The sequence below is a fragment of the Rufibacter tibetensis genome (assembly GCF_001310085.1).
GTDB classification, from domain to species: domain Bacteria; phylum Bacteroidota; class Bacteroidia; order Cytophagales; family Hymenobacteraceae; genus Nibribacter; species Nibribacter tibetensis.
The window spans coordinates 3800949-3823344 of the sequence record NZ_CP012643.1; the positions used below are offsets into that span (position 1 = coordinate 3800949).

Sequence of the window (22396 nt, forward strand, 5' to 3'; positions counted from 1 at the left end):
CCATTTGCTCGAAAAGAAGCTAATTAATTCAGTAACTCTTGCCTTGGCTTTTAACGCCCAATTGTCAGAAGCAAGATATGTCTTGCACACACCTTTGATTTAAGTGGGTGCTTTTTCTTGCAAAGGTTTGATATACCAGATAAAACAAAGAAGGCTGCTTTGAAGGTGTTTTCTGTAAAACGACCTTAAAGCAGCCTTTTTATGCTCGTGGTTTTAAGTTGAAGAGTGCTGTTATGGTGAGCAGAAGACAACCACCCAATTTGAATTTCCTCTTACCAAAGTTCTTGTACAGCGTAAAGCTTAAGAAAAAAGGAGACTATATGAAGCAGGAACTAACAGTTGATCAGGTACTGGAAAATCATAAAAGCAACGGCACGTTTCTGGAAGTAGAAGGGGTAAGAGCTTTCGCCCTGGACCAAGGCAGTGGAGAGGCGGTATTCTGTGTGCATGGGGTGCCTACCTCTTCTTTTTTATACCGCAAAGTCATAGCAGAACTAGCGCACCAAGGCTTTAGAGGTATCTGTGTTGATTTGCCGGGGCTAGGTTTATCTGATCGGCCTAAAGAGTTTGAATATTCGTTTCCTAATTTCGCTCGTTTCCTGGCCAAGGCGGCAGAAAAGCTGGGGTTAGAGAAATACCATCTGGTGGTACATGACATTGGAGGCCCTATTGGGTTTGCACTGGCTGCTCAAAACCCAGATTCTATTTTGTCCTTAACCATTCTTAATACGTGGATTGATGTGGTGAGCTTCGAGAAACCCTTGCCCATGCGTCCCTTTGAAAAGCCACTGTTGGGAGAGGCGCAACTGGCTACTGTGCAACATACCACCTGGTACCTTCTGTTTTCAAACTTAGCTGTTTCAGACACCGAGGGAATCCCTAAGGAGGAGGCCTATGCGTACGTAGATCTGCTTAAACGCGAGGACAATGGTGCTGCTTTCCTAAAGATCATGCGCAATTTTGATCATCGGGAAGAGTTTAGGCAGCTTTGTTTGAAGGCAGTGCAAAACGTTCCTTATCCTATTCAAGCAATCTGGGGAGGGGAAGACCCGGCGCTTACGTATGAACGCTATGGAAAGGAAATAGAAAGATTAGCCCGCCCAAGTCAAATGCATTTGGTAAAAGGAAAGCACTTGCTGCAGGAGGATCAGTGGAAAGAAATTGCTGACAAAGTAGTCCAACAGGCTGAACTTAATAGGAACAGATAAGTCTCTTCATGTTATTGACAATTTTTTAAAAAACTGTAAAAGTTAGAGGTAGTAAGAAGTAGCAATAAGCCGCTTTGCCACTTTTCAATAGATTAAAAAATAAACAAAAGGAAAACTCCGACCAGATTACGATCGGAGTTTTCCTTTTCCGCTATTAGAACGAACTGATCAATAGGAATAAAAGGTAAAATGCTTCCTGCTTCACCTGTTTTCTGGCTACTTTTTAAACAAGTAACCCTGTAGAAACTTCTAGCTTTCTGGTTGGAGAATCTTGAGAGCTTCTTCGTTTCCAATCTTCTCTGCCATTTCCAGGGCAGTAAGGCCACGACTGTCTCTGAGGCTTTGGTCAGCGCCGTGTTCTGCTACTATTCTTACCAGTTCATGACGTCCGAACATAGTGGCAAACATTAGGGCGGTGCCTCCGCTGTAATTCTGTATGTTAAGGTCGGCACCTCGGGAGATGAGAAGTTCTGCAATATCGGCGTAGCCTTTAAAGCATAAACCCATCAACGCCGTGTTGCCGCTCATGTCCTGAATGTTGACATCAGCACCGGCGTCTAACAGCGCTTTGGTGGCTTCATAATGGCCTTCATAAGAAGCTAATATGAGGGGAGTGAAGCCACGGCCATTCTGTGTGTTAATGTCGGCGCCTTCTGCAATCAATTCCTGTATGGTAACTACGTCGCCTTGGCGGGCAGCATCAAACAAGACGTCTTCAATTCTTGTGGAGGTAAAATCCATAGGGTTTAGTATTTATAATGCTCGTAGAACCCTTTTACGAAATATATATAATAATGTCTATGTTTTGAACTCACTCTTTTAGGTTCAGTCTGATTTAAAGGAAGAAAGTTTTCATTCTTGTAGAAAGACGAGGCAGTCAACTTTGTAATTGTTGTTTTTCGCTTCCTTTTAGAATAACAACTGTAAAACAAGTTTGATCATAGTTTCTGTCCATACTAACTTGTTTTCTCCTGTTAAGGTCATGACTTCTTCTTAAAGAGAATAGTCAGGATTCTGGGAAGGGTAGAGGTGTCATTGTTGTCAAAGTACTCCTGAAGGTGTATCACTTCCAAGCCATGTCTTTTCGCGGTTTGGGTAAACTCAGAGACGTGGTGGGTGAAACAGGGAACCACTTGTCTGCAGGCTTCTGTATCAAAGCGGGCTTTAGTGCCGGAGTATTGTTTGAACGGATGGAGCTCACCCAGGTACACGTAGCCTCCTGGAACCAAAGCAACTGCAGTTTCCTGAAAGATGTGTTCCAGTTTCTCTATGTGCTCTAACACTAAGGAAAAGGTAATCAGGTCATAAAGGGTATCTCTAAATGTCCAAAGAGAGGTGATGTCTGCCTGGAGTGAACTGAACATTGGAAGCAGTTACCTTTTTCCGGGGTTTGCTGAGCATTTCTTCAGATAAATCTACTCCTGTGACATTCTGCGCTTTTTCAGCCAACCATTGGGTGTTCTTGCCGGTTCCGCAGCCAATCTCAAGACATCGGTGAAAGGGGAGGGAAGCTAGAGTATTCCTTAGGGACTGAGCCTCCAGGTCATGTGTTTTGTTGTGGTTGGTGTCGTGCGCGGGGACCAGGCATTATAAGCGTTCATAAGGTTATCTGGATTTAATGAGTGTGAAGTCCTTCCTGAAATTGAGTGAAGGTCATCTTCCAACGTTTAACGGGTTGCTCAGAATTTATCCAGCCAGGAGTAGTCACATACTCTTTCACTAGCCGGAACCCTGCTTTCTCCAGTGTTCTGTTAGGTGCAGGATTTAGGGCGTACGGCTCACAATACAATCGTTTAAGTTGAAGCTTCTGAAAGAAGTGAAGAAGGGTGAGTTGAATAAAAGAAGAACCTATTCCCTTCTGGCGGAGATCTGGTTTCCAAAGATGTAGGTGCATGTACGCTTCTTCTCCAAAAAGTATTTTGTTAGCATTTGAATGACCCACCGGTATTCCATCAGCTAGCCAGATAAGGCAGTATGAATTCTTTTCTTCCAGTGGCTTGTGTATCTGAGCAAACAGCATCTGCTTCCATTCTTCTCTGGTAGGCATTTTAGATAGATCAACTCCCATTCCCTCTAGAAAGGTAGGGGTGGCGTCAAACCAATATTGCACCAAAGGTTCAACGTCTTGTTCCTGAATCTCTCTTATTGCTAAGGACGGAGTAGTGCTCATGTGCCTGGCTGCTTTGAAAGGTAAGATAAAAGAAAGTGTGACCTTTACCTTTTCTCATTTAGACAAGTAAGGTGATTTGTCAATAGGCATACTTGAGGAAAACTACTTCTAATAAACTACTTTGTTTTTAAACTTTCTAATAGTGTGGCAAATAATGGATTAGTAGAGTCATTCAAAAAACAAAGCCTCTGAAAGGACAGAGGTAGGGATATAGTTTCCTTCCGCAGTCTTTCCAGAGGCTTCATCTGGTGGTCAATGAAAAGGTTAGTCTCTTTTAGAATCTCTTTTTTGCTGTTTCTCAGCCCTTTTTTCCTTCAGGGTCTTGGTAGGTTCCTTTTTGCTTTTTTCTTTGGTGGGTGTCTTTCCTTTGGCCATGATAGTAAATTTTAATTCTGGAGTTGTTGAATGAAGGTAGAGAAATATACAGATAAACAATGTATTAGCAAAGGCTATCTATTAGTCAACTAATCCTAACAATCTCTCTTCTATACGAGGTTTGGTAAACTATTCCTGTAAATCAAAGAAAGGCTGCCAGAATTAAAGTGAAAACGACCTGCAATCAACAGCTAAGGCTATAAATTACCACGAGGTGAAAAATTGAAAACTTAGGATTAGAAGCTATGCAGGAGGATGAAAGGAAAACTCAAGTTATTTCGAATAAGAGAAACTAAGATCCACTACTTGAGTTGTAAATAATTATTTTGGAATGCTTTAACTTGCTCTCATGAGAATATAAATATGGGTAAAGGCTAGCTTAGCAGCAGAACCTTGTTGTTCCGGTAGATGTCAATGCCCACCCGTGAAAAATGTTTAATGCTGATTCGTACCTCGTACTTAGCAAGTTCCCCTTGTTCTTCCCGTTCAAAGGTGTGGTTTTCACCTAAAAGCGATTTCTTTTCTGAGACGATCTCCCCATTATACTTAATGGTCTCTACTCCTGTGTAAGAGTTGTCTACTTCTATTTTAACTGCATCAGAGAGGTTGAGGGTGAGCACGTTCATAGGGAGGACATTTGCAAAAGCTGAAGATTAGACAAACAGAATTTCATTCTTTGGGTGAAAGAAGCTGCTTTCTTATAATTAGTCTGACATATTTTAAAATTATTACAATAGAGTTCCGAATTGTGAGTGGTGCTTTACTGCTGAGCTATCCAACTTTCGGATACAGTACTGGAGCTTTTCTGTTTTAGGACTGTTTTATTGAAAATAGAAGCGAAATGTTATAGATGAACCTTCATTCTTACCTTATGTAGAAACAGTTTGCCTTGATCAGAATGAAGGGGACCCACCAAGGCTACGGAATGCTTAAGTTTATTTGATTAGATATTCTCCTTCAGCATAAGGTTCTTCATAATACCGTCGGGTGATGTTCCACTTCACGGAAGAGATGTTTTGGTTTATCAGAGAATCCTGATAAAAACGGGTTTGAGCGGTTGTGTATGAACTGGTAGAGTGTTGCATCTTCAGGTCCTGAAAACATTTCTTACCCTCGCCCATCATCCTTCCTGCTCTTTTTACTTCCTTGCCAGCTTTGGTTTTAATAACAATAGAATAAATGCCTTCTACCTCCTTATTAAAGCACATTTCAAACTTATTCTGATCTAACACCTTGAACGAAGTCATCTGCACAGAAGTGGGCTGGCTAGGATTGCAACCGAATAGAACCAAGAGTGCAGCACAGTACAGAGTCACTTTCATAAAAGGGGAGAGTTTGCTTTAAATTGCAATCAACTCTTTACCTTGATTCCTATGAAGTTGGTTAGTGGCAGCCAGTTGAAAGAGAGCACAAAGGTACATATTCCTAATGGACTAAGGCAGGGAATTGAAGAAGGACAGGACAAAAAAAGCCAGCTAGTGGATACCTTGGTATGTGTCCACTAGCTGGCTCTCAGCCTTAAAAATTTAGAATTAGTGGTAACGTTCGGCGGTAACCGGAACGGCGCCCGCTGAAGTTCCGGTCAAAAGAAACGTGATCACTGATCTGCCAAACCACAGACCATCCTGAATTTTACCTCCGGAGATTTCTTTTTTAGACAATTCCAACATTCTGGACAAGAACACCACCCGTTGAAAGGCTGGTTGGTCTATAGAGGTCCGTTGCATCAGGTGCTGAATAACTTTTTCAATTTCCTGAAGCGAACTCATGAGAGCAGGGGCAACGTCTGTATCATGAGTTGTACAGGTTTCCAGGTCTTCTAAGATGTGTTGTAAAGTCTGGATGGTCTCTTCTCTTAATTCCATAACTAGATAAATCCTTTTTAAGGCCGTTTACAATTATTTAAGGCTTAAGCGCCTGTTTCTTTATTTTGTCTTTTAAGGTATTAAGAAAGTGGGCTTTGATTACCCCCGATTTAAGTACCTGTAATATTAACAACTGTAATTCAGTTCTTTAGGTCCTTTGTGCTGCAATATAGGACTCTAATGTATATTGTACAATTTTTTACTAAAATTTACTTGCAGTCTTAATTCTTGTAACAATATAGGGAAAAGTCTAAGGATACCATAGTTTTTGTTAAAAACAAAAGTTGTTTTTAAACGTTAAAGGCAGTTTTAGTCTTTTTAGCATATCTCTTTTAGAAGCTTTAGCGAATGATTATAATAGTTTTAAATTTGTAATCCCCTTATTCTGAACAAATTGTAAGTAGATTCATGAAGAAGTGAAGCGTGAAGAACTAATTCTCTTCTTCATAAAAAAAGCTTTACAGAACTCCGGTTCATAACGCTTGTTTCGACCTTAAAAGGGAGTTAACAAGTGATTAAAATCAATAACTGTTATTGCTCTTTTGTGGATAATTCTAAAAGGTCTTACAGGCAATCACCTAAAAGCGTAATCTTTGTTTTCTTTAATAGTACCGTTTCCTTTTGGAGGTTCTATAAGCGGTCAGTTTTCTTAGTGTTATTAAACTTTTGGTTAGTACAGGAAGAAGTGGAGGCCGAGGTGCCTTCTAGAAAGAAGGAGATTACTGATTTGCCAAACCAAAGCCCTTCTTGTACACCTCCAGTTTCTATCTGTGATTTGGCTAATTCCAGCATGTTGGAGAAGTACACAATTCTATCAAAAGTATGGTCATAGGCAAAAGCTTCTTCTTTAAAGGGAGAATTTATAATCAATAGTTCTGAGTAGAGTTTGCGTCTATAAGCTTTCTATTTGATGGTTGAAAAAGTGTGCTCAGGTAACCGGACGAAACCTGACCCATCTTCAAAAATCAAATACTTAGGAGCAATTTCAAACAGTTTGTGGTTCTCCTGTATGAAAGCGGACAAGACAGAGCGTGTCGTAAGGGCTGCTTCTCGGTATTTTTTGTTCAACACTAGAATTTTTGCCTCCAACACTCCAATTTGTGCGTGAAGTAAAACAGGTTGATCATGAAATCTGGCCTCGTAATGTCCAAGTTCTGTATAAGCCTGGTTTATTAGATTATTTATTTCTGATTTAATTACTTTTTCCTGTTCTGCATTTTGTACAAAGTTTAGCAGAATCTCTAGCAGCATGTCAATGCTTTGTTCCAGTTCCATGAATAATTAGTGTATATAGCTTACAGTTGTTAGGTTTTATCGCCCTGTAAGTGGCTTTGAGGCCTCAATTTATAAAAATAGTTTACACTTTAAATTTTTATTTATAGTCTCATATACTTGATTATTCAAAAAACTGAATTTTAACTATTCTGTCATTTGACTTCTTTACGGACTTGTATGACAAAGTGCCATAACTCACAATTGTACCAAAAATAATGAAAGACAGTTGCTTGAATACTTTCCATTATAGAATGTGCTGTAAAGTTTAGTATATGAACTTGTTATTTTGTAGTTTTTCCAGTATGCAGCATGGCGGCTGTTTGGATGTAGTAAATTTGAAGGTTCTGATTAGAGGGGCCAAATCAGCCGTTTTGTCGCTTAAATAAGGGGGCGTGAAAAATGGGTTGAGATATAAAAAGTTATTTTTAGAGGCTGTGGGACATAAGTATTTAATTTTTTCTGCATGCTCTACTGTTTTTCTTTACAACACCTTCTAGTAGTAGATGAAAGTGAATCGGACACTATAAGGAATCAACTCAGTTGGTCTGAGTGAAAGGTGCAGTGTTGGGTAGAAATCCTGTTGAGGAGTTAGCTCCTCCTGATCTTGGGGGTAAGGGTACGCCTAGTGAACCCTAAGCCTATTATAGTGTCCATTCTCATAATTTTGCCTACTGACATTTTGGAGACTGCTAGCTTTTGGTATTCTTTTTTTAGGTATGAGTTTCTGGTTGAAGCAGCATTAGGGGTGGCTTCCAGAAAGAAAATGTACCCCGGTACCTCTAGTTGGCAAAAGCCAAATTCATTTATGTGCGCTAGTGAGTGCTCTGTAAGAATAGGGGCAGGCCAGGTTGGTTTAATTGTAGGAGAAGGATTGCTGTTGATTTTGAGAAAGTAAACGGGCAAGTCGCCCATGTTCCACCGAGCAAAATTTCTAACTTTTTTAAATGCGCTGTCTAGGCCCTGAGTAGTAATGAAGTGATATTCCTGAAGGAATGCTTCGTAGATTCCTCTTTTGAATTGCCTGGTAAAATCCTTTACAAAATTTGGCCTAACCTGAAAAGCTTTCTTCAGTTCTAAAATGCCTGTAGCGTGATAATAGCGGAAGTACTTTGCCTGTAGTTCGAGGTAGGAGAGTTCATTTTTAGAAGGCTTCGCCAGGAAGTTGATGGAATTAACTATCTCAGCAAAGGCAATCTCAGGAGATACGGTGAATTGGTCTATTTTGCCAGAAGTGCCAAAGTAAAAATTGCATTCATCGCAAATATCAAATCCAACATTGGTGTTACCTACCTGTCTGGTAATTATATGGGGACGGTTCTTAAACGTTTTACCGTCTGGTTTACCTTTCAGGCACCAAATGCAGATTCCTTTATTTATATACTCTTTCTTCATCAAGTGATAATACTTGGCTAATTAGCTGTAGGTAGGTTTTCTTCTGCTTTCAATTCTAAAATTAAGGCACTTCTCCTTGCCGAACTCGGGTGCATTGCAAACTTCTACTACAATCTTTTGATGGTACGCACAAAGTTAGAGTAGCTGAATTCCTAATTATTAGAAGCATGTTGTGCTATGAAATTTTCTATTTCGTCGTGAGATGATTTGTCAATAAGCTTGCCATACAAATTTGAACGCAAAAAGCCCTCTCAACATCCAGTTAAGAGGGCTTCTCAATCTTGTGGCCGCGCCAGGAATCGAACCTGGATCGAGAGCTTCGGAAACTCCAATACTATCCGTTGTACTACGCGGCCTGGTATTGCGAGGGCAAATGTAGGAAATGCAGGGCAAGAAAGAAAACTGTCTTCCCGTTTTTTAAGCCTTTCCAGAAAAAGACGCCTTAATCAGGAACGGAATACATTAGGGGCTAACATTTTCGGCTTTTAACAGTTTAGAAGAGAAGATAAATACTTGTTACCTAAGACGAAACCTATGAAAAGAGTGTACACGGCGGAAGTTACCGCCACTGGAGGCCGCAATGGCCAGGTAAAATCAACTGACGGCATCATTGACATGCCGGTACGTCTGCCTGAAGGATTAGGCGGAAAAGGCGGAGCGACCAACCCAGAGCAGCTGTTTGCCGCAGGCTATGCAGCTTGCTTTCAAAGTGCGCTACAGTTAGTGGCCAGTAAGCAGCAGATCAGGCTGGATGAAAATTCAACCGTTACTTCTCACGTAGGCCTTGATCAGTTTGATGACGGCCGCTACGGCCTGTCTGTACAGTTAGATGTGAAAGTGGACGGGGTAGATAAAGCCAAAGCGGAGGAACTGGTAGCCCAAGCCCATGAAGTTTGCCCGTACTCAGTTGGTACAAAAGGAAATATAGAAGTAAAACTTAACGTGCTTGATTAGGCTGCCGGCTTCAAGCTTAGTTTTTTTAAACCCCACAAAAAACGGGAGCTGCTTTTTAAGCAGCTCCCGTTTTTTGTGGGGTTTAAAAAAAAGACATATATTACCTAAAAGGAAGGGGATATCCTATAAGTGTTTTGCCAGCTAAGCTTGTGATAAAAAATGCTTCTAGCTGCTAAATGTAAACGGCAACACATTGTGATTTTGGTAGTATCTTCTTGTTGTATCTAACAATACTGTAGGTTTGGAACATAAAAAAGGAGCAGGGAGGGGTTTGCCTAGCCTGCTCCTTTCTAGTAACATTTAGTTTCTCTTTACACACTAGCTAATAAAACCTTGTTCGGAATTTACTTGCCAAAAGCCCAAAGCAGGAAACAAGGCATCAGCCGTGCCCAAGTGGCTACGTCATGGCGGCCGCCAATGATTTCCATGTACCTGGTGTCTAGGTTCCTCTCGTAGCCTTTTTTGTAAAGTTCATTGAGCAGGCTGGTGGTGTCATCTATGGAGTCAATGATGCCGTTCTGGTTCCTGTCAGATTTTTCATCCTGAGTGCCGGCTTCAAACCAAAACTTCAGGGATGGTTTCTCCTGAGTTGATTTGATTAGTTTATGAACAATCCGGTTTTTGTCTGGAGCGCCTTTTTTGGCTTCCTTGCTTCTCCACCAGAATGCGCCAGAAAAAGCCCCTACCTTAGAAAAGATGTTTGCATGGTGCCAGGCTATATCAAAGGCAGATACTGCTCCTAAGGAGAACCCAATAATAGAGGAGCTTGCAAATTCAGAGATATTGGTTTTCTTATAAAAGGCGGGCAATAGTTCCTCCACCACAAACTGCCGGTATTTTCCGGCCTCGGCTCCTCTACCTTTGTAGTCTGGAGTGCCCGAAATGCCAAATTCCTGTAAACGGTCACCCGCTTTGATACCCACTGTTAAAATGGGACTGATCTGGTTCTTTTTATACAAAGGCTGCAGGATTTGTTCATACTGCATGGTTTCTAAATCCTGCCCATCATTGATCAGAAGCAAATGCAGGGGCTCTACCACACCTTCCATGTCTGGCAGGTATAGTACGCATTCTACTTCTCTGTTTAGTATTTCCGAATTTACCGTTAGCTCCTCCACCTGGATACTCACTTCGGACACTGTAAAATCTAAAAGCATTTTATTGTAATAAGGGTAATCCTACAAAAATAAGGGGCTAACTGTAACATATAAAACAACTAAGATTAGAACATGTTTTTTTAATTACAGATCATTTTAAATATCCTATTGTAAATCAACTGCGTAACATACCAGAATAAATACTGAGACGAATGAAAGAGCAGTATCACAAATGGTATTCGCAGCAGCTAAGCCAAGACATAGAGATGTTGGTCTACGGCGACAGCGGATACCCGGTTATTCTCTTCCCCACCTCAAAGGGCAGATATTATGAAAACAAAGATTTCAAACTCATTGAAAGTGCCGCCTGTTTCATAAACGAGGGCAAAGTAAAGATTTACTGCATAGACTCTATTGATGCCCAAAGTTGGTACAATAAAGGAGTGCATCCGGCTGACCGCGTGAAAAACCACATATGGTATGATCAAATGTTGTACCATGAATTGGCGCCCTGGGCAATGCAGGAGACGGGGCACAGCAAAGTCTGTGTGGCAGGCTGTAGTTTTGGCGGGTACCACGCGGCTAATTTCGCCTTCAAACACCCAGACAGGGTAAGCCACATGTATAGCATGAGTGGGGCTTTTGACATCAGGGGCCAGGTAGATGATTTCTATAGTGATGATGTCTATTATAACAACCCCATTGAATTTGTGCGCCATGCCACAGATCCCGCTTTATGGCAGCTAAAAATCATTCTGGGCACTTCTGATTATGATATCTGCCTTGAATCAAATCATATTCTCTCCGCCATTCTGAATGGCAAAGGCATAAACCATTGGCTTGACATACGGCCCAACGCAGTGCATGACTGGTCTGTTTGGCGCGAGATGTTTCCGCATTATTTATCTCAGATCTAACAGTAACAGTAAGCACTATGAAAAAAATAGGAATTCTATTCGGGCAGGAAAAAACTTTTCCGCAGGCGTTTGTGGACCGTATCAACCAAAAAAAGGAGAAAGGCATTACGGCAGAGTTTGTCCATATTGACAAAGTCATGCAGGGCGAAAGCAATGGTTATGATGTCATTGTAGACCGTATTTCCCAAAGCGTGCCTTTTTACCGGGCCATGCTGAAAAACGCAGCCATGACCGGTACTGCGGTCATCAATAACCCATTCTGGTGGAGCGCAGATGAAAAGTTCTTCAACAACGCCTTGGCAGTAAAATTGGGTATTCCGGTGCCAAAAACGGTTTTGCTTCCATCGCGCGACATGCCCGATGATACCAACGGCAACTCTTTCCGGAACCTGAGTTTCCCGCTGGATTGGGAAGGTATCTTCAATTACGTAGGTTTCCCAGCGTACATGAAGCCCTATGACGGTGGTGGTTGGAGAGACGTTTACAAGCTGCATGACGCAGAAGATTTCTTTGACAAATTCAATCAAACTGGTCAATTGGTCATGATGCTGCAGGAGGAAATTATTTTTGATGATTATTTCCGGTGCTACTGCATTGGCGGAGAGCACGTGCGCATCATGCAATATGAGCCCCGCAATCCGCACCATTTGCGGTACGAGCACGGCAAAGCACCGGCTGCTAAAGCTATTCTGGACAAAGTGCGTGAGTACGTGATTACCCTAAACCAGTACCTGGGTTATGACTTCAACACCGTGGAATTTGCCATCAGAGATGGTATTCCGTACGCCATTGACTTCTGTAACCCGGCACCAGACGCAGAACTTACCAGCGTGGGCGAGGAGAACTTTGAATGGGTAGTAGAAACGGCTGCTTCTTATGCCATTCAGAGAGCGAAACACCATTGGCCCAACGCAGATAACCTTACCTGGGGTAAGTTTGTCACGAGCGGCGCTGCTAAGGCTCCTTTGATTGGCGGCGGCGCACCTGTTAAAGCGGCAAGAACAACTAAAGCGAAAAGCTAATCTGGTATCCTCTAAAACGTAATCTCGTGCTGTATGAATGAGTTCACACTGGGAGTAGAAGAAGAGTTCATGGTGGTAGACCCTGTGACTAGGGAGTTGACCTCGCATGATCAGAAGATTGTGGATGCCGCGCAAAAAATTCATGAAGACCAGGTAAAGGCAGAAATGCACCAGGCCGTAGTGGAGGTGGGTACCAGCATTTGCCGAAACACCGATGAGGCACGAGCCGAAGTAATTAAGCTGCGCAAAACGGTGGCAACCCTGGCCGGTGAGCTGGGGTTGCGCATCGGGGCGGCTGGTACTCACCCCTTTTCGCATTGGCAGCACCAATTAATCACAGACCACCCGCGGTACTTTGACATTGTGAATGAATTGCAGGAAGCGGCCCGTTCAAACCTTATCTTCGGGTTGCACGTGCACGTGGGTTTTCAGAGCAGGGAGATGGCCATGCATATTGCCAATGGTGTCCGGTACTTTTTACCGCACGTGTATGCCTTGTCTACCAATTCCCCTTTCTGGGAAGGCCGGAATACCGGATATAAATCTTTCAGGACAAAAGTCTTTGATAAATTTCCAAGAACCGGTATTCCAGATTACTTCAATAGCATAGAGGAATATGACAGCTACATCAAACTTTTGGTGAAAACCAACTGCATTGACAACGCCAAGAAGATCTGGTGGGACGTGCGCGTGCACCCGTTCTTTGACACAATAGAATTCAGGATTTGCGACTGCCCTATGCTGGTGAATGAGACTATGGCGTTTACCGCTATTTTTCAGGCAATCTGTGCCAAACTGTATAAGCTAAGATTGCAGAACCTGAAATTCATCACCTACAGCAGAGCGCTTATTAACGAAAACAAGTGGCGTGCAGCACGTTATGGCATTGACGGTAAAATGATTGACTTCGGACGTGAGTTAGAAGTCAATACCCGCTCCCTGGTGCTGGAGCTGCTGGACTTCATTGATGATGTGGTGGATGAGCTGGGTAGCCGGAATGAAATCAACTATGTGCACCAGATTCTGGAGCACGGCACCGGTGCCGACCGCCAATTGGAGGTATATAGTAAAAACCAAAGCTTCACCGATGTAGTAGATTACATTACATCCCAAACTTTACAAGGCGTTGACGTATAAGGACATAATTTGTGTCTAGCACTGTTTTTGTACTATCATTTCAGAAGTACAATTTGTAGCTTTAGGTTTTTAATGGAGAGTAAGAGAAGATGAGTATAAAAGTTGCAATCCTGGACATGTATGATGGCCATGCCAACCAAGGCATGAAATGCATCCAGGATATATTGAAGAAATTCAAGAAGAACAATTCAGTTGATTTAACATACCAGATATTTGATGTTAGGGGCAAGAACGAAATTCCCGACACCAGTTTTGATATCTATATCTCTACGGGCGGCCCCGGAAGCCCCACGGAGAGCGAAGGCTCCGAATGGGAGAACAACTACTTTGCCTTTATTGATGAACTAGAGTCCATTAACAATGACCCTGCCAGGACAGATAAGAAGTACGGGTTCTTTATTTGCCATTCATTCCAGTTGCTTTGCAGAAAGTACAAGCTGGGCAATGTGGTGAAGAGACGGTCTACCTCTTTCGGCATTTTCCCAATCTACAAGACCGAGCATTGGGACAATGAGGAGATCTTCAGCGGGACCGATGAAACGTTCTACGCCGTTGATTCAAGAGACTGGCAGGTAATTGAACCAGATGAGGCACAGTTTGAGAAAACAGGCGCTAAACTGCTGGCAATTGAGAAAGAGCGGACGCATGTGAACTTGGAGCGCTGTATGATGGCCATCCGGTTCAGTGACTATTTCTTCGGGACTCAGTTTCACCCAGAGGCAGATCCGGTGGGCATGAAAGCGTATTTGCTGGAAGAAGAAAACAAGGAGCGGGTCATCAAAGCGCACGGAGAGAATAAATACTATGAGATGCTTCATTTATTGGAGAATCCGGTAGAGTTGGAGTTCACCAGGAAAGAGATCATTCCATCATTTCTTCATAATGCAATCAATAGTATGCTGATACAGGAAGTATGATAAAAGAAATAAGGGAGAAGTATAATGCAGCCTTTTCGCAGGAAGCTTACCAGGCCATACTAGCCGAGATAAACCAGCAACTTAAAGAACCTCTGGGGTTCAGAGTGGCCGAGACTCCGGTTTTCATTGACCAGAAATTCAAGGAAAAACTGGTTGCGGCTGGTGATGACCTGGTTACTACCATCCTGAGAAAAGATTTCAAGGAACTCACAGAAAGATCTATCCCGCAGGAATGGAGGACCGCCCATGAAAATGAGCGGCCTCACTTTCTTACTTTTGACTTTGCCGTTTGCCGCGATGAAAACCAGGAGCTTGTACCCCGGTTAATTGAGTTACAAGGCTTCCCTTCCCTTTATGGTTTTCAGCCCGAATTGGCAAAACTGTTCCAGAAACACTTCCCCCTTATAGAATCCTTTACCCCTTATTTTGAGCAGCACGACGAGCAGGCTTATTTCGATCTGCTTCGCAGAACCATTATTGGGCATCATCAGCCTCACGAAGTAATCTTACTGGACATCAATGCTAAGGAGCAGAAAACTGTTATTGATTTCTTTATTACAGCCCGGCACTTAGGTTTAGAGATTGTCTCCTTAGAGGAACTGAAACAAGTAGGAAGCCAGATCTTCTATACAAAAGATGGCGTGAACCATCAGGTAAAGAAAATCTACAACCGGCTCATCTTTGATGAAGTAGGGAACAAAGAAGAGGCTTTCAGGAATGTGCCTGACCTGTTAACCACAGATCAGATAGAATGGGTAGGGCACCCCAACTGGTTCTACCGGATTAGTAAGTACACCATGCCATTTCTGGAAAGTGAGTTTGTGCCGCTTACCACCTTTCTTTCTGAGGTGATTACCTTTCCAGAGAATTTGTCTGACTTCGTATTGAAACCCCTTTTCTCTTTTGCAGGGCAAGGGGTGATCATTGACGTAACTCGTGATGACCTTGCCGCCATCAAAGACCCTGAAAACTGGGTGCTGCAGAAAAAAGTGGCCTATGAACCCGTCATACAGGCTCCTGACGGATTGGTGAAATGTGAGATCAGGCTGATGTACGTTTGGCCAGATGGTGATGAGAAACCAACCTTGGCCATCAATCTTGCCAGGCTAAGCCGTGGTAAAATGATTGGCGTACGCTACAACAGCGACTTTGATTGGGTAGGAGGGACTGTTTGCCTTTTCTAATCACTTTTGCCTCTTTATATCTTTTCAAGATCAACTTTTTTAACGAAGTTCCTACTTGCTAACTGTGGTATGCGGCGCAATTCCTAGGCGCATTCTACAAGATAAATAGATTTGTAGGTGCACGCCTTTAGCCAGTGCTAGCGTAGGGGCTGTTTGTTGCGAGGCCCTTATACTGGGCTGTTTCATAGTTGCCGCTAAGCGCTCACGGCCGCGAGGCCCCGTCTTCCCCTCTCGCACTGCCCTTTCGGCCTGAGCTGTCTGTCTCTCTTAGCTTAAGCTTCTCTATGGGCAAAAGCTAGGCGCTCGATGGGAGGACTGGAATAGGCAATGCGTACTATTTACTTCTAGGTGAGGATGCCTACCGCTGGCGCGAGCTTCTAACTCGTGTCCACACGCATTGCTTTCTTATGCAAAAGTATATTCTCCTCCTCGAATGGTAGAGGAGGGTTCCATTTAGTATCGTTTCAGAGCCATTTTCTATAAATCAGATCCAAAACATATATGCTTTTCATGGCTCATGTTCCTTAGGAACCCTACTCTAGGTAATCTCATGCAATCATTAAGTTTTAGTTATATTCCAACTGGTTGTAGAGAGTTAATAATCTTACCTGTATCTTATAGTCACTACCTGCTGCTATGAAAATAAAATCTCTACTGTGGTCCCTTCTTGCAATGCTGTTGATCAGCAATGTTGCCTTCAGCCAAAGTTACAGCGAGGAGGAGTTTTTGGAGATCGAGAAACTTAGAGTTCACTTTGCCCCACTAAATTTGTTTGACCCTGTGACAGGTGTGCTGCAGTTGGGTGTGCAGAAGACGTTCAGTCAGCGATTGGCGGTCTCCCTTGATCATGGCATGAAGATGAAGGTATTTGATAGGGGAGGTACAGGGAAACAAGGACATACCTATTCTAAAACCAAAGCTGAACTGAAGTACTTTCTTGATATCAAAAAACGAGTTATTTGGTCAAGGGTATTTTCTTATCTGGCGATTGAAGGAATGTATTTTCCACAAAAGTACAGCAGAGAAGATAATTGGGTGTATAGAGGAACCACGTATTACAGGTATGACTACTCTAAAATTAACCGGCCAGTTTGGGTAGCTAGCCTTAAATATGGGCAGGAAACCAGGTACAGAAAAGTAGTCATAGATAAATTCATAGGATTGGGCGTCAGGCGCTTGTCAGTCAAACACCAAACTATTGGGGAGCGGGAAGACCATTTTGATCACGATGAGTGGAGTATTGGGTTCAGAGATATTGAGGAAGGTATTTTTGAGATGATCCATGTTTCATTGGGAGTAAAATTTGGACTACCCATCTATTGGTAGTTTCCATCATATACTCTTCAGTTGTTTGCTTACCTATTTTTAGAAATCATCCTGTAATTACTCCTAGGCGGTTTCTGCACAGCAAAGAATATTCACTTTGCCCGATTGAACGAATTAGTCTTTCTGATGTGAGCGCAGGTATCAAACAAAAGAGCCTTCCTGATTTCAGGAAGGCTCTTTTGTTTGATAGAGAAAAACGAGTTACACAGTAGCTAAAACGTCTTTTACTCTTTGCGCAGCTTCTTTCAAAGCTACAGCAGAATATACTTTCAGGCCAGATTCGTCAATGATACGAGCACCTTCTTCTGCGTTGGTTCCTTGTAGGCGAACAATGATGGGAACGTTGATAGTACCAATGTTTTTGTAAGCCTCTACCACTCCATTTGCAACACGGTCGCAACGTACAATACCACCGAAGATGTTGATCAGGATGGCTTTTACGTTAGGGTCTTGCAAAATCAGACGGAAACCAGCTTCTACGGTTTGTGCGTTGGCTCCACCTCCTACGTCCAGGAAGTTAGCCGGCTCACCACCAGAAAGTTTAATAATGTCCATGGTCGCCATAGCCAGACCAGCACCGTTTACCATACAACCTACGTTACCGTCAAGCTTCACATAGTTCAGGTTGCTTTTGCTCGCTTCTACTTCCAACGGATCTTCTTCCGCGATGTCGCGAAGGTCAGCCAGATCTTTATGACGGAACAGAGCGTTATCGTCTAGGTCTACTTTACCGTCTACGGCTAAGATTTTGTTGTCTGAGGTCTTCAACACAGGGTTGATCTCAAACATAGAAGCGTCTGTGTCCAGATAGGCGTTGTACAAGCTGGTTAAGAACTTTGTAAACTCTTTGAAAGCTTCTCCTTGCAAGCCAAATGCAAACGCAATCTTATTGGCTTGGAACGGACGAAGACCAACCGTTGGGTCAATCCACTCTTTGAAGATTTTCTCTGGCGTATGCTCAGCCACTTCTTCAATGTCCATGCCGCCCTCAGTTGACGCCATGATCACGTTTTGGCCTTTAGCTCTATCCAGTAAGATAGAAACGTAATATTCTTTCGGCTCAGAATCGCCCGGATAGTATACATCCTGCGCTACCAGCACTTTGTTTACTTTTTTGCCTTCAGGGCCGGTCTGGTGCGTGATTAGCTGCATGCCAATGATTTGGCCGGCAATCTCTTTCACCTGCTCCAGGTTTTTAGCCAATTTCACCCCGCCGCCTTTACCACGACCGCCCGCATGAATCTGGGCTTTGATTACGTGCCAGCCAGTGCCGGTTTCCTCTGTTAAACGCTTAGCAGCGGCTACCGCCTCTTCAGGGGTCTCTGCCACGATGCCTTCCTGAATTCTAACGCCGTAGCGTTTCAGAATGTCTTTCGCCTGGTACTCGTGTATATTCATGAGGTTAGGTTGATGTTATTAGGTGCACGAAAGTAAGGTATACGGCTAACTTTTCAAAGTTGCCTGCTGCATTCGTCATTTCCCGGCTTTATAGTACCGGGCCATGACCTGCGCGGCGGGTAAACCCTGTGGGGTAAAATCGCGACGAGCCCTGCCATTTTCCCGCACATGCGGGTACCATTTCCAGATAAAGGTGCCCCTGAACCAAGGCTTTTGCCAGAAGGTGCGGTACATGGCCTCATACAGGCGCTCTTGGGTGGCCGGGTCTTCAGGCTCTGTGGCTTGTCCGCGGGATGGCCAGGTCCAGGGTTCCGCGGCAGCATGGGGTATGTTTCGGTAACCCACTTCAGTAAACACAACGGGTTTGTTGAATTTGCGCTGCAGTTTCTCTATAGTTTTCACGTGCGGCTCCCAGGCTTTTAAAAGATCAGACAAGGTGGGGGCTGGTTTCTTACTTAGTGGGAAGTAAGCTTGTACGCCAATAAAGTCAAGGTCGTCCCAGAACTCTATGTCTTCAAACTCATCGCTCCAGTTGGCGGCATAGGTCAGTTTGCCTCTGTATACCTGCCGGATGTCCTTTATCAATTGTCGCCAATCCCGTGGCCTTTCTACCGCTGCCATATGCAGTTCAGTGCCAATACACACTGCTTCTATTTGCATGGAGTCTGCCAGGCGGGCGTAATGCAGCATCATGGTGCGGTAGTTCTGAAACCAGGTTTTCCAGTCCTCTTCTGAAGTCATTTTAATAGAGCCCACCCATGCGCCGTCTTTGTTGTTCCGGAGCCAGATATGGGGTTTCAACAGAGTTTTCAATCCGATAGATCTAGCCAGTTGGGTAGTCTGGATCAAGCCTTCGTCTCGCTCGCCCCAATACCCGCGTTGGCTGCTGAAAGCCAGTTCTGGGGTGTTATGGTTTTTCTGCCACCCAAACGGGGTTTGTGCAATCCATTCCACCCCGTGGTCTTTTGCCTTTTGCAACTGCTCCAGCGTAACGGTATCGGCGGCCACCCAATTCACCCCGCGCATCAGCTCCATTTGAGGCAGGGGTGGTGGAGGCGTATAACGGCAGGCAGAAAGCTGTAGCAGCAAACAGAAAGAGAGGATAGGCAACAGGTTCATGTGTCTAAGATAAAGCATTTTCTGTTTCTGCCATGTTTTGGTGAATCTGCCGTAAAACCAATAAGAAGTATCTGCCGTTGAGACGCAGAAGGCTTATTTCCTGAAGAGGTTGCAAATGCGGCCCCTTCGTTATTGTTTTGCAGTTCATGAGTATAGAGAAACCAGTTTTGTTGGAGGCCCGCGGGCTGTTTAAGTCTTACGGAAAACTTCCGGTTTTGAAGGGCATTGATCTCACCATCGGCGAAGCCGAAGTGGTTTCCATTGTAGGCGCTTCTGGCGCCGGGAAAAGCACGCTGCTTCATTTGCTGGGTACCTTAGATGCACCCGATGCCGGCGATGTTTACCTGCACGGCCAGAAGATCTCCGGGATGAGCAACAAAGAGGTCGCCCGTTTCCGGAACCGGAACATTGGCTTCATCTTCCAGTTCCACAACCTGCTGCCGGAGTTTACCGCCCTGGAGAACGTGAGCTTACCCGGTTTTCTGGCCGATCGGCCGGAGAAGGAGGTGGAAACCCGCGCTAAAGAATTGTTGCAGATGTTGGGCTTGGGCCACCGCATGGACCATAAACCCTCTGAAATGAGCGGGGGCGAACAACAACGGACAGCCGTGGCGCGTGCTCTTATCAATTCGCCTAAACTCATTTTCGCGGATGAACCTAGCGGGAACCTGGATTCTAAAAATGCGGAGGAGCTTCACCAGATTTTCTTCAAACTTAGAGAGGACTTAGGGCAGACGTTTGTGCTGGTGACGCATAATCCTGTTCTGGCAGATATGGCGGATCGTAAGCTTACCATGAAGGATGGATTTTTGCTGCAGCCAGAAGAAGTTTAGCAAGAGATTAGTGTGCATGCTTTTTGCAGATGCTGGCGTAGCTGCTGGCTGATGTGAGGCCCTCATGCCTAGTTGTTGAGTTGTTGCATAGCTACCCTCCGAGCGCTCACGGCCACAATTCCAGTCTTTCCTTCTCGCGCTGCCCTTTCGGCCTGAGCTGTCTTTCTCTCTTAGTTTCTGCATGTCTATGGCCAAAAGCGAGGCGCTCTATGGAAAGACTGGAACAAGGGGAAAGTAGCAAAGGGTGATTTCAACTCTATCTTTTTACATGGTTCAAGTTTATAACTTGGACCCACCATGATCTGAAGTTTGTAACTTCAGTGGAGCGAAAGCTCCAAGAAATACATTGGCTGTGAGACCAAAATTAACAGCCCCCTACAATACCACCTATTCAAAAGACCTCGTAGTGTCCGCAGGTCTTACGAGTGTCTACTCTATCTCAGCTTCAAGCCTTTTTTCCAGAAACCACCCCAAACTACTGTTCCTATCCTACTTTCTTCAACTTTGCCACTACCCAAATAGACACAAGGGTAAACACCGTGGCAATGATGCCTACGGTGCCGAAGTGGAGGAGCTTTTGGGAGCCGGGTTCATTGGAGATGACCAGGCCAGCCAGGAAAGCCGCCAGACCGGAGGCAAGCTGCTGGACAGAGGAATTCACACTCATGAAAGAGCCCCGCAGCCGTGGTTCTATGCTGGACGTGATCATGGACATGGCTGGCACAAACCTCGCCCCGAAGAAGATAAAGAAGAAGGTAGTTACAACAAATGCTTGCCAATGCGGCACCTGTGGCAGATTTGTAACTACTAAAATGGGGATAATAGAAAGCAGCGCGGCAATCACAAAGACCTTTTTCTTTCCAAACTTATCAGATAATCTTCCGGCCATTTGGGAGGTGACCACTGTAGCCAATCCTCCGAAGAGATAGATGTAGCTTAGTTCTGATTCGGTAAAGCCAATGTTGGCCACCATGTAAGGGCTCAGAAAAGGGACAACTGTGAAACCAGCCAAGGATAACGTCACCATTAGGGCAAAAGCCCAAAGGCAATTGGCCCGGCTGAAAATGGTACCTAATGCTTTGGCCGGATGCTGAGGAACGTGGTGCAGGAGATGCTGGCGCATGGGAGGTAGTATTCGCCAAGTTAGGAGCAAAACCAAAACGCTCAATGCAGTAAGAAGGTAAAAAGGAGCGTGCCAGCTGGCGTGGCTGGCCAAGTAAAGCCCAATGGGGATTCCTCCAATGGAGGCCACTGAGAAGGCAGCCATTACTTTTCCGGTTGCTGCTCCCCTGCGTTCCTCCGGCACAGAGTCGCCAATAATGGCCAGCACTAAAGCGCCCAATACCCCGCCAAAAGCTCCCGCCAGAATACGGGCAATCAGCAGAAACGAGAAAGTGGGAGCCAGGGCGCAGGCAAAGGTGCCCAAGGTGAAGCCCAGGTAAAGTGCCATCAAAGCATTCTTCCGGTCAAAACGGTCAATAAAGAACGCGCTCAGAATTCCTGAAAAAGCAGCACTAAACGTATACGCCGATACCAGAAACCCAAACTCCCGCGGACTAATCTGGAAAACCCGCATGAGCTGAGGACCCAATGGCATCATAATCACAAAGTCCATGATGTGCGTAAACTGGATGGCCGCTAAAATAAAAAGCAGCCATTTTTCGCTTAACACCGGCGCTGAAGGTTTGGGGGAGAGGGAAGAGGAAATTGCCATAAAAGTATGGGCAGATGCCCACCGGAAACATAAGCAGTACGAGGTCCAGGGAAGGAGGGTTGATACTTCTGGAATTGGCTTCCCTAAAAGTCTTCAGCAATTTGCAAAAGAAGTAGATCGCATGGCAAAAAGGATCAGAAAGAAAGAAGAAAGCGCCGACCCTGTTTGCGCCCTTTGCGAGCGCGAAGTAGGCTTTACCACGCTGCATCACTTGGTGCCCCGAGAGGAAGGAGGGAAGCACGGGCCTACTGCCCCTTTGTGCCAGCCTTGCCACAGCACCATTCACCTCACATTCACTAACAAAGAATTGGCAGTGCTTTACAATTCCATACCCGCTCTTCGCGAAGCGGAAGAGTTGCAGAAGTACCTACATTGGGTGCGTACGAAGCGCCTGGATAAAATCACTAATAGGCGCGGAAAGAGGAAATAAGTTCTAGGTTTGCGTTTAGCACGTGTTTTAGATAATCTGGTCCTAAACCTGGCTTAGTCACGC

Annotated in this window: 24 protein-coding genes and 1 tRNA gene; 10 read left to right on the forward strand and 15 right to left on the reverse strand. The window is 44.4% G+C overall.

Features of this window, described 5'->3' with window-relative positions; translation table 11 throughout:
- Positions 1–320: 320 nt before the first annotated feature.
- On the forward strand, positions 321–1208 hold the full coding sequence (locus DC20_RS15480; protein ID WP_062545994.1) for an alpha/beta fold hydrolase: 888 nt from the start codon (positions 321–323) through the stop codon (positions 1206–1208).
- 249 nt (positions 1209–1457) lie between these two features.
- Here DC20_RS15480 and DC20_RS15485 read toward each other — a convergent pair whose 3' ends face one another.
- The 11 genes from DC20_RS15485 to DC20_RS15530 form a co-directional block, all read right to left on the reverse strand.
- Positions 1458–1949 carry an ankyrin repeat domain-containing protein gene (locus DC20_RS15485; RefSeq protein WP_062544661.1) on the reverse strand — a complete coding sequence of 164 codons (492 nt, stop codon included), beginning with the start codon at positions 1947–1949 and terminating at the stop codon, positions 1458–1460.
- Between the two features lie 239 nt (positions 1950–2188).
- Entirely contained in the window at positions 2189–2572 is a 384-nt protein-coding gene (locus DC20_RS23450) for a methyltransferase domain-containing protein (protein ID WP_245652227.1), read from the reverse strand.
- Positions 2526–2792 carry a class I SAM-dependent methyltransferase gene (locus tag DC20_RS23670; RefSeq protein ID WP_316934527.1) on the reverse strand — a complete coding sequence of 89 codons (267 nt, stop codon included), beginning with the start codon at positions 2790–2792 and terminating at the stop codon, positions 2526–2528. Before DC20_RS23670 ends, DC20_RS23450 begins: the two co-directional genes overlap by 47 nt.
- Before the next feature lie 31 nt (positions 2793–2823).
- Positions 2824–3378: a GNAT family N-acetyltransferase gene (locus DC20_RS15495; protein WP_062544662.1), complete on the reverse strand. Its 555-nt coding sequence runs from the start codon at positions 3376–3378 to the stop codon at positions 2824–2826.
- Positions 3379–4127: 749 nt separating this feature from the next.
- Complete coding sequence (locus DC20_RS15500; RefSeq protein ID WP_062544663.1) at positions 4128–4379, reverse strand: hypothetical protein; 252 nt, start codon at positions 4377–4379, stop codon at positions 4128–4130.
- Positions 4380–4688: 309 nt separating this feature from the next.
- Positions 4689–5075, reverse strand: a complete 387-nt coding sequence (locus tag DC20_RS15505; protein WP_062544664.1) for a hypothetical protein — start codon at positions 5073–5075, stop codon at positions 4689–4691.
- A gap of 210 nt (positions 5076–5285) precedes the next feature.
- Entirely contained in the window at positions 5286–5618 is a 333-nt protein-coding gene (locus DC20_RS15510) for a hypothetical protein (protein WP_062544665.1), read from the reverse strand.
- A 630-nt stretch (positions 5619–6248) separates the two neighbouring features.
- Entirely contained in the window at positions 6249–6488 is a 240-nt protein-coding gene (locus DC20_RS15515) for a hypothetical protein (RefSeq protein ID WP_062544666.1), read from the reverse strand.
- Between the two features lie 33 nt (positions 6489–6521).
- Positions 6522–6893 carry a hypothetical protein gene (locus DC20_RS15520; RefSeq protein WP_062544667.1) on the reverse strand — a complete coding sequence of 124 codons (372 nt, stop codon included), beginning with the start codon at positions 6891–6893 and terminating at the stop codon, positions 6522–6524.
- A 588-nt stretch (positions 6894–7481) separates the two neighbouring features.
- Positions 7482–8285 carry a hypothetical protein gene (locus DC20_RS15525; protein ID WP_157593178.1) on the reverse strand — a complete coding sequence of 268 codons (804 nt, stop codon included), beginning with the start codon at positions 8283–8285 and terminating at the stop codon, positions 7482–7484.
- A 284-nt stretch (positions 8286–8569) separates the two neighbouring features.
- A tRNA-Arg gene (locus DC20_RS15530) sits at positions 8570–8641 on the reverse strand.
- A 178-nt stretch (positions 8642–8819) separates the two neighbouring features.
- Here DC20_RS15530 and DC20_RS15535 point away from each other — a divergent pair.
- On the forward strand, positions 8820–9239 hold the full coding sequence (locus tag DC20_RS15535) for an organic hydroperoxide resistance protein (protein ID WP_062544669.1): 420 nt from the start codon (positions 8820–8822) through the stop codon (positions 9237–9239).
- A 344-nt stretch (positions 9240–9583) separates the two neighbouring features.
- Here DC20_RS15535 and DC20_RS15540 read toward each other — a convergent pair whose 3' ends face one another.
- Complete coding sequence (locus tag DC20_RS15540) at positions 9584–10396, reverse strand: alpha/beta hydrolase (protein ID WP_062544670.1); 813 nt, start codon at positions 10394–10396, stop codon at positions 9584–9586.
- A gap of 152 nt (positions 10397–10548) precedes the next feature.
- Between DC20_RS15540 and DC20_RS15545 the strand changes: the two genes are divergently transcribed.
- The 6 genes from DC20_RS15545 (at position 10549) to DC20_RS15570 (ending at position 16839) form a co-directional block, all read left to right on the forward strand.
- Entirely contained in the window at positions 10549–11253 is a 705-nt protein-coding gene (locus DC20_RS15545; protein ID WP_062544671.1) for an esterase family protein, read from the forward strand.
- A gap of 17 nt (positions 11254–11270) precedes the next feature.
- Positions 11271–12275: an ATP-grasp domain-containing protein gene (locus tag DC20_RS15550; protein ID WP_062544672.1), complete on the forward strand. Its 1005-nt coding sequence runs from the start codon at positions 11271–11273 to the stop codon at positions 12273–12275.
- 33 nt (positions 12276–12308) lie between these two features.
- Positions 12309–13412 carry a carboxylate-amine ligase gene (locus DC20_RS15555; RefSeq protein WP_062544673.1) on the forward strand — a complete coding sequence of 368 codons (1104 nt, stop codon included), beginning with the start codon at positions 12309–12311 and terminating at the stop codon, positions 13410–13412.
- Between the two features lie 89 nt (positions 13413–13501).
- Positions 13502–14329, forward strand: coding sequence for a type 1 glutamine amidotransferase (locus DC20_RS15560; protein ID WP_062544674.1), 828 nt, complete (start codon positions 13502–13504; stop codon positions 14327–14329).
- A complete protein-coding gene (locus tag DC20_RS15565) occupies positions 14326–15513 on the forward strand; it encodes a hypothetical protein (RefSeq protein WP_062544675.1) in 1188 nt (395 codons plus the stop codon). Before DC20_RS15560 ends, DC20_RS15565 begins: the two co-directional genes overlap by 4 nt.
- A 636-nt stretch (positions 15514–16149) precedes the next feature.
- Positions 16150–16839: a hypothetical protein gene (locus DC20_RS15570; RefSeq protein ID WP_157593179.1), complete on the forward strand. Its 690-nt coding sequence runs from the start codon at positions 16150–16152 to the stop codon at positions 16837–16839.
- 201 nt (positions 16840–17040) lie between these two features.
- Here DC20_RS15570 and sucC read toward each other — a convergent pair whose 3' ends face one another.
- Both sucC and DC20_RS15580 read right to left on the reverse strand, forming a co-directional pair.
- The gene (gene sucC, locus DC20_RS15575) at positions 17041–18237 is read right to left on the reverse strand and encodes an ADP-forming succinate--CoA ligase subunit beta (RefSeq protein WP_062544677.1); all 1197 of its coding nucleotides are present in this window, start codon (positions 18235–18237) and stop codon (positions 17041–17043) included.
- A 75-nt stretch (positions 18238–18312) separates the two neighbouring features.
- Positions 18313–19374: a glycoside hydrolase family 113 gene (locus DC20_RS15580; RefSeq protein WP_157593180.1), complete on the reverse strand. Its 1062-nt coding sequence runs from the start codon at positions 19372–19374 to the stop codon at positions 18313–18315.
- 128 nt (positions 19375–19502) lie between these two features.
- On the opposite strand from DC20_RS15580, the gene DC20_RS15585 reads away from it, so the two are divergent.
- Entirely contained in the window at positions 19503–20189 is a 687-nt protein-coding gene (locus DC20_RS15585) for an ABC transporter ATP-binding protein (protein WP_062544679.1), read from the forward strand.
- A 484-nt stretch (positions 20190–20673) separates the two neighbouring features.
- Here the strand turns inward: DC20_RS15585 and DC20_RS15590 are convergent, their stop codons facing one another.
- Complete coding sequence (locus DC20_RS15590; RefSeq protein WP_245652228.1) at positions 20674–21804, reverse strand: MFS transporter; 1131 nt, start codon at positions 21802–21804, stop codon at positions 20674–20676.
- Between DC20_RS15590 and DC20_RS23460 the strand changes: the two genes are divergently transcribed.
- The gene (locus DC20_RS23460) at positions 21803–22333 is read left to right on the forward strand and encodes an HNH endonuclease (RefSeq protein ID WP_245652229.1); all 531 of its coding nucleotides are present in this window, start codon (positions 21803–21805) and stop codon (positions 22331–22333) included. The two genes, DC20_RS15590 and DC20_RS23460, sit on opposite strands and share 2 nt — an antisense overlap.
- Positions 22334–22396 lie beyond the last annotated feature (63 nt).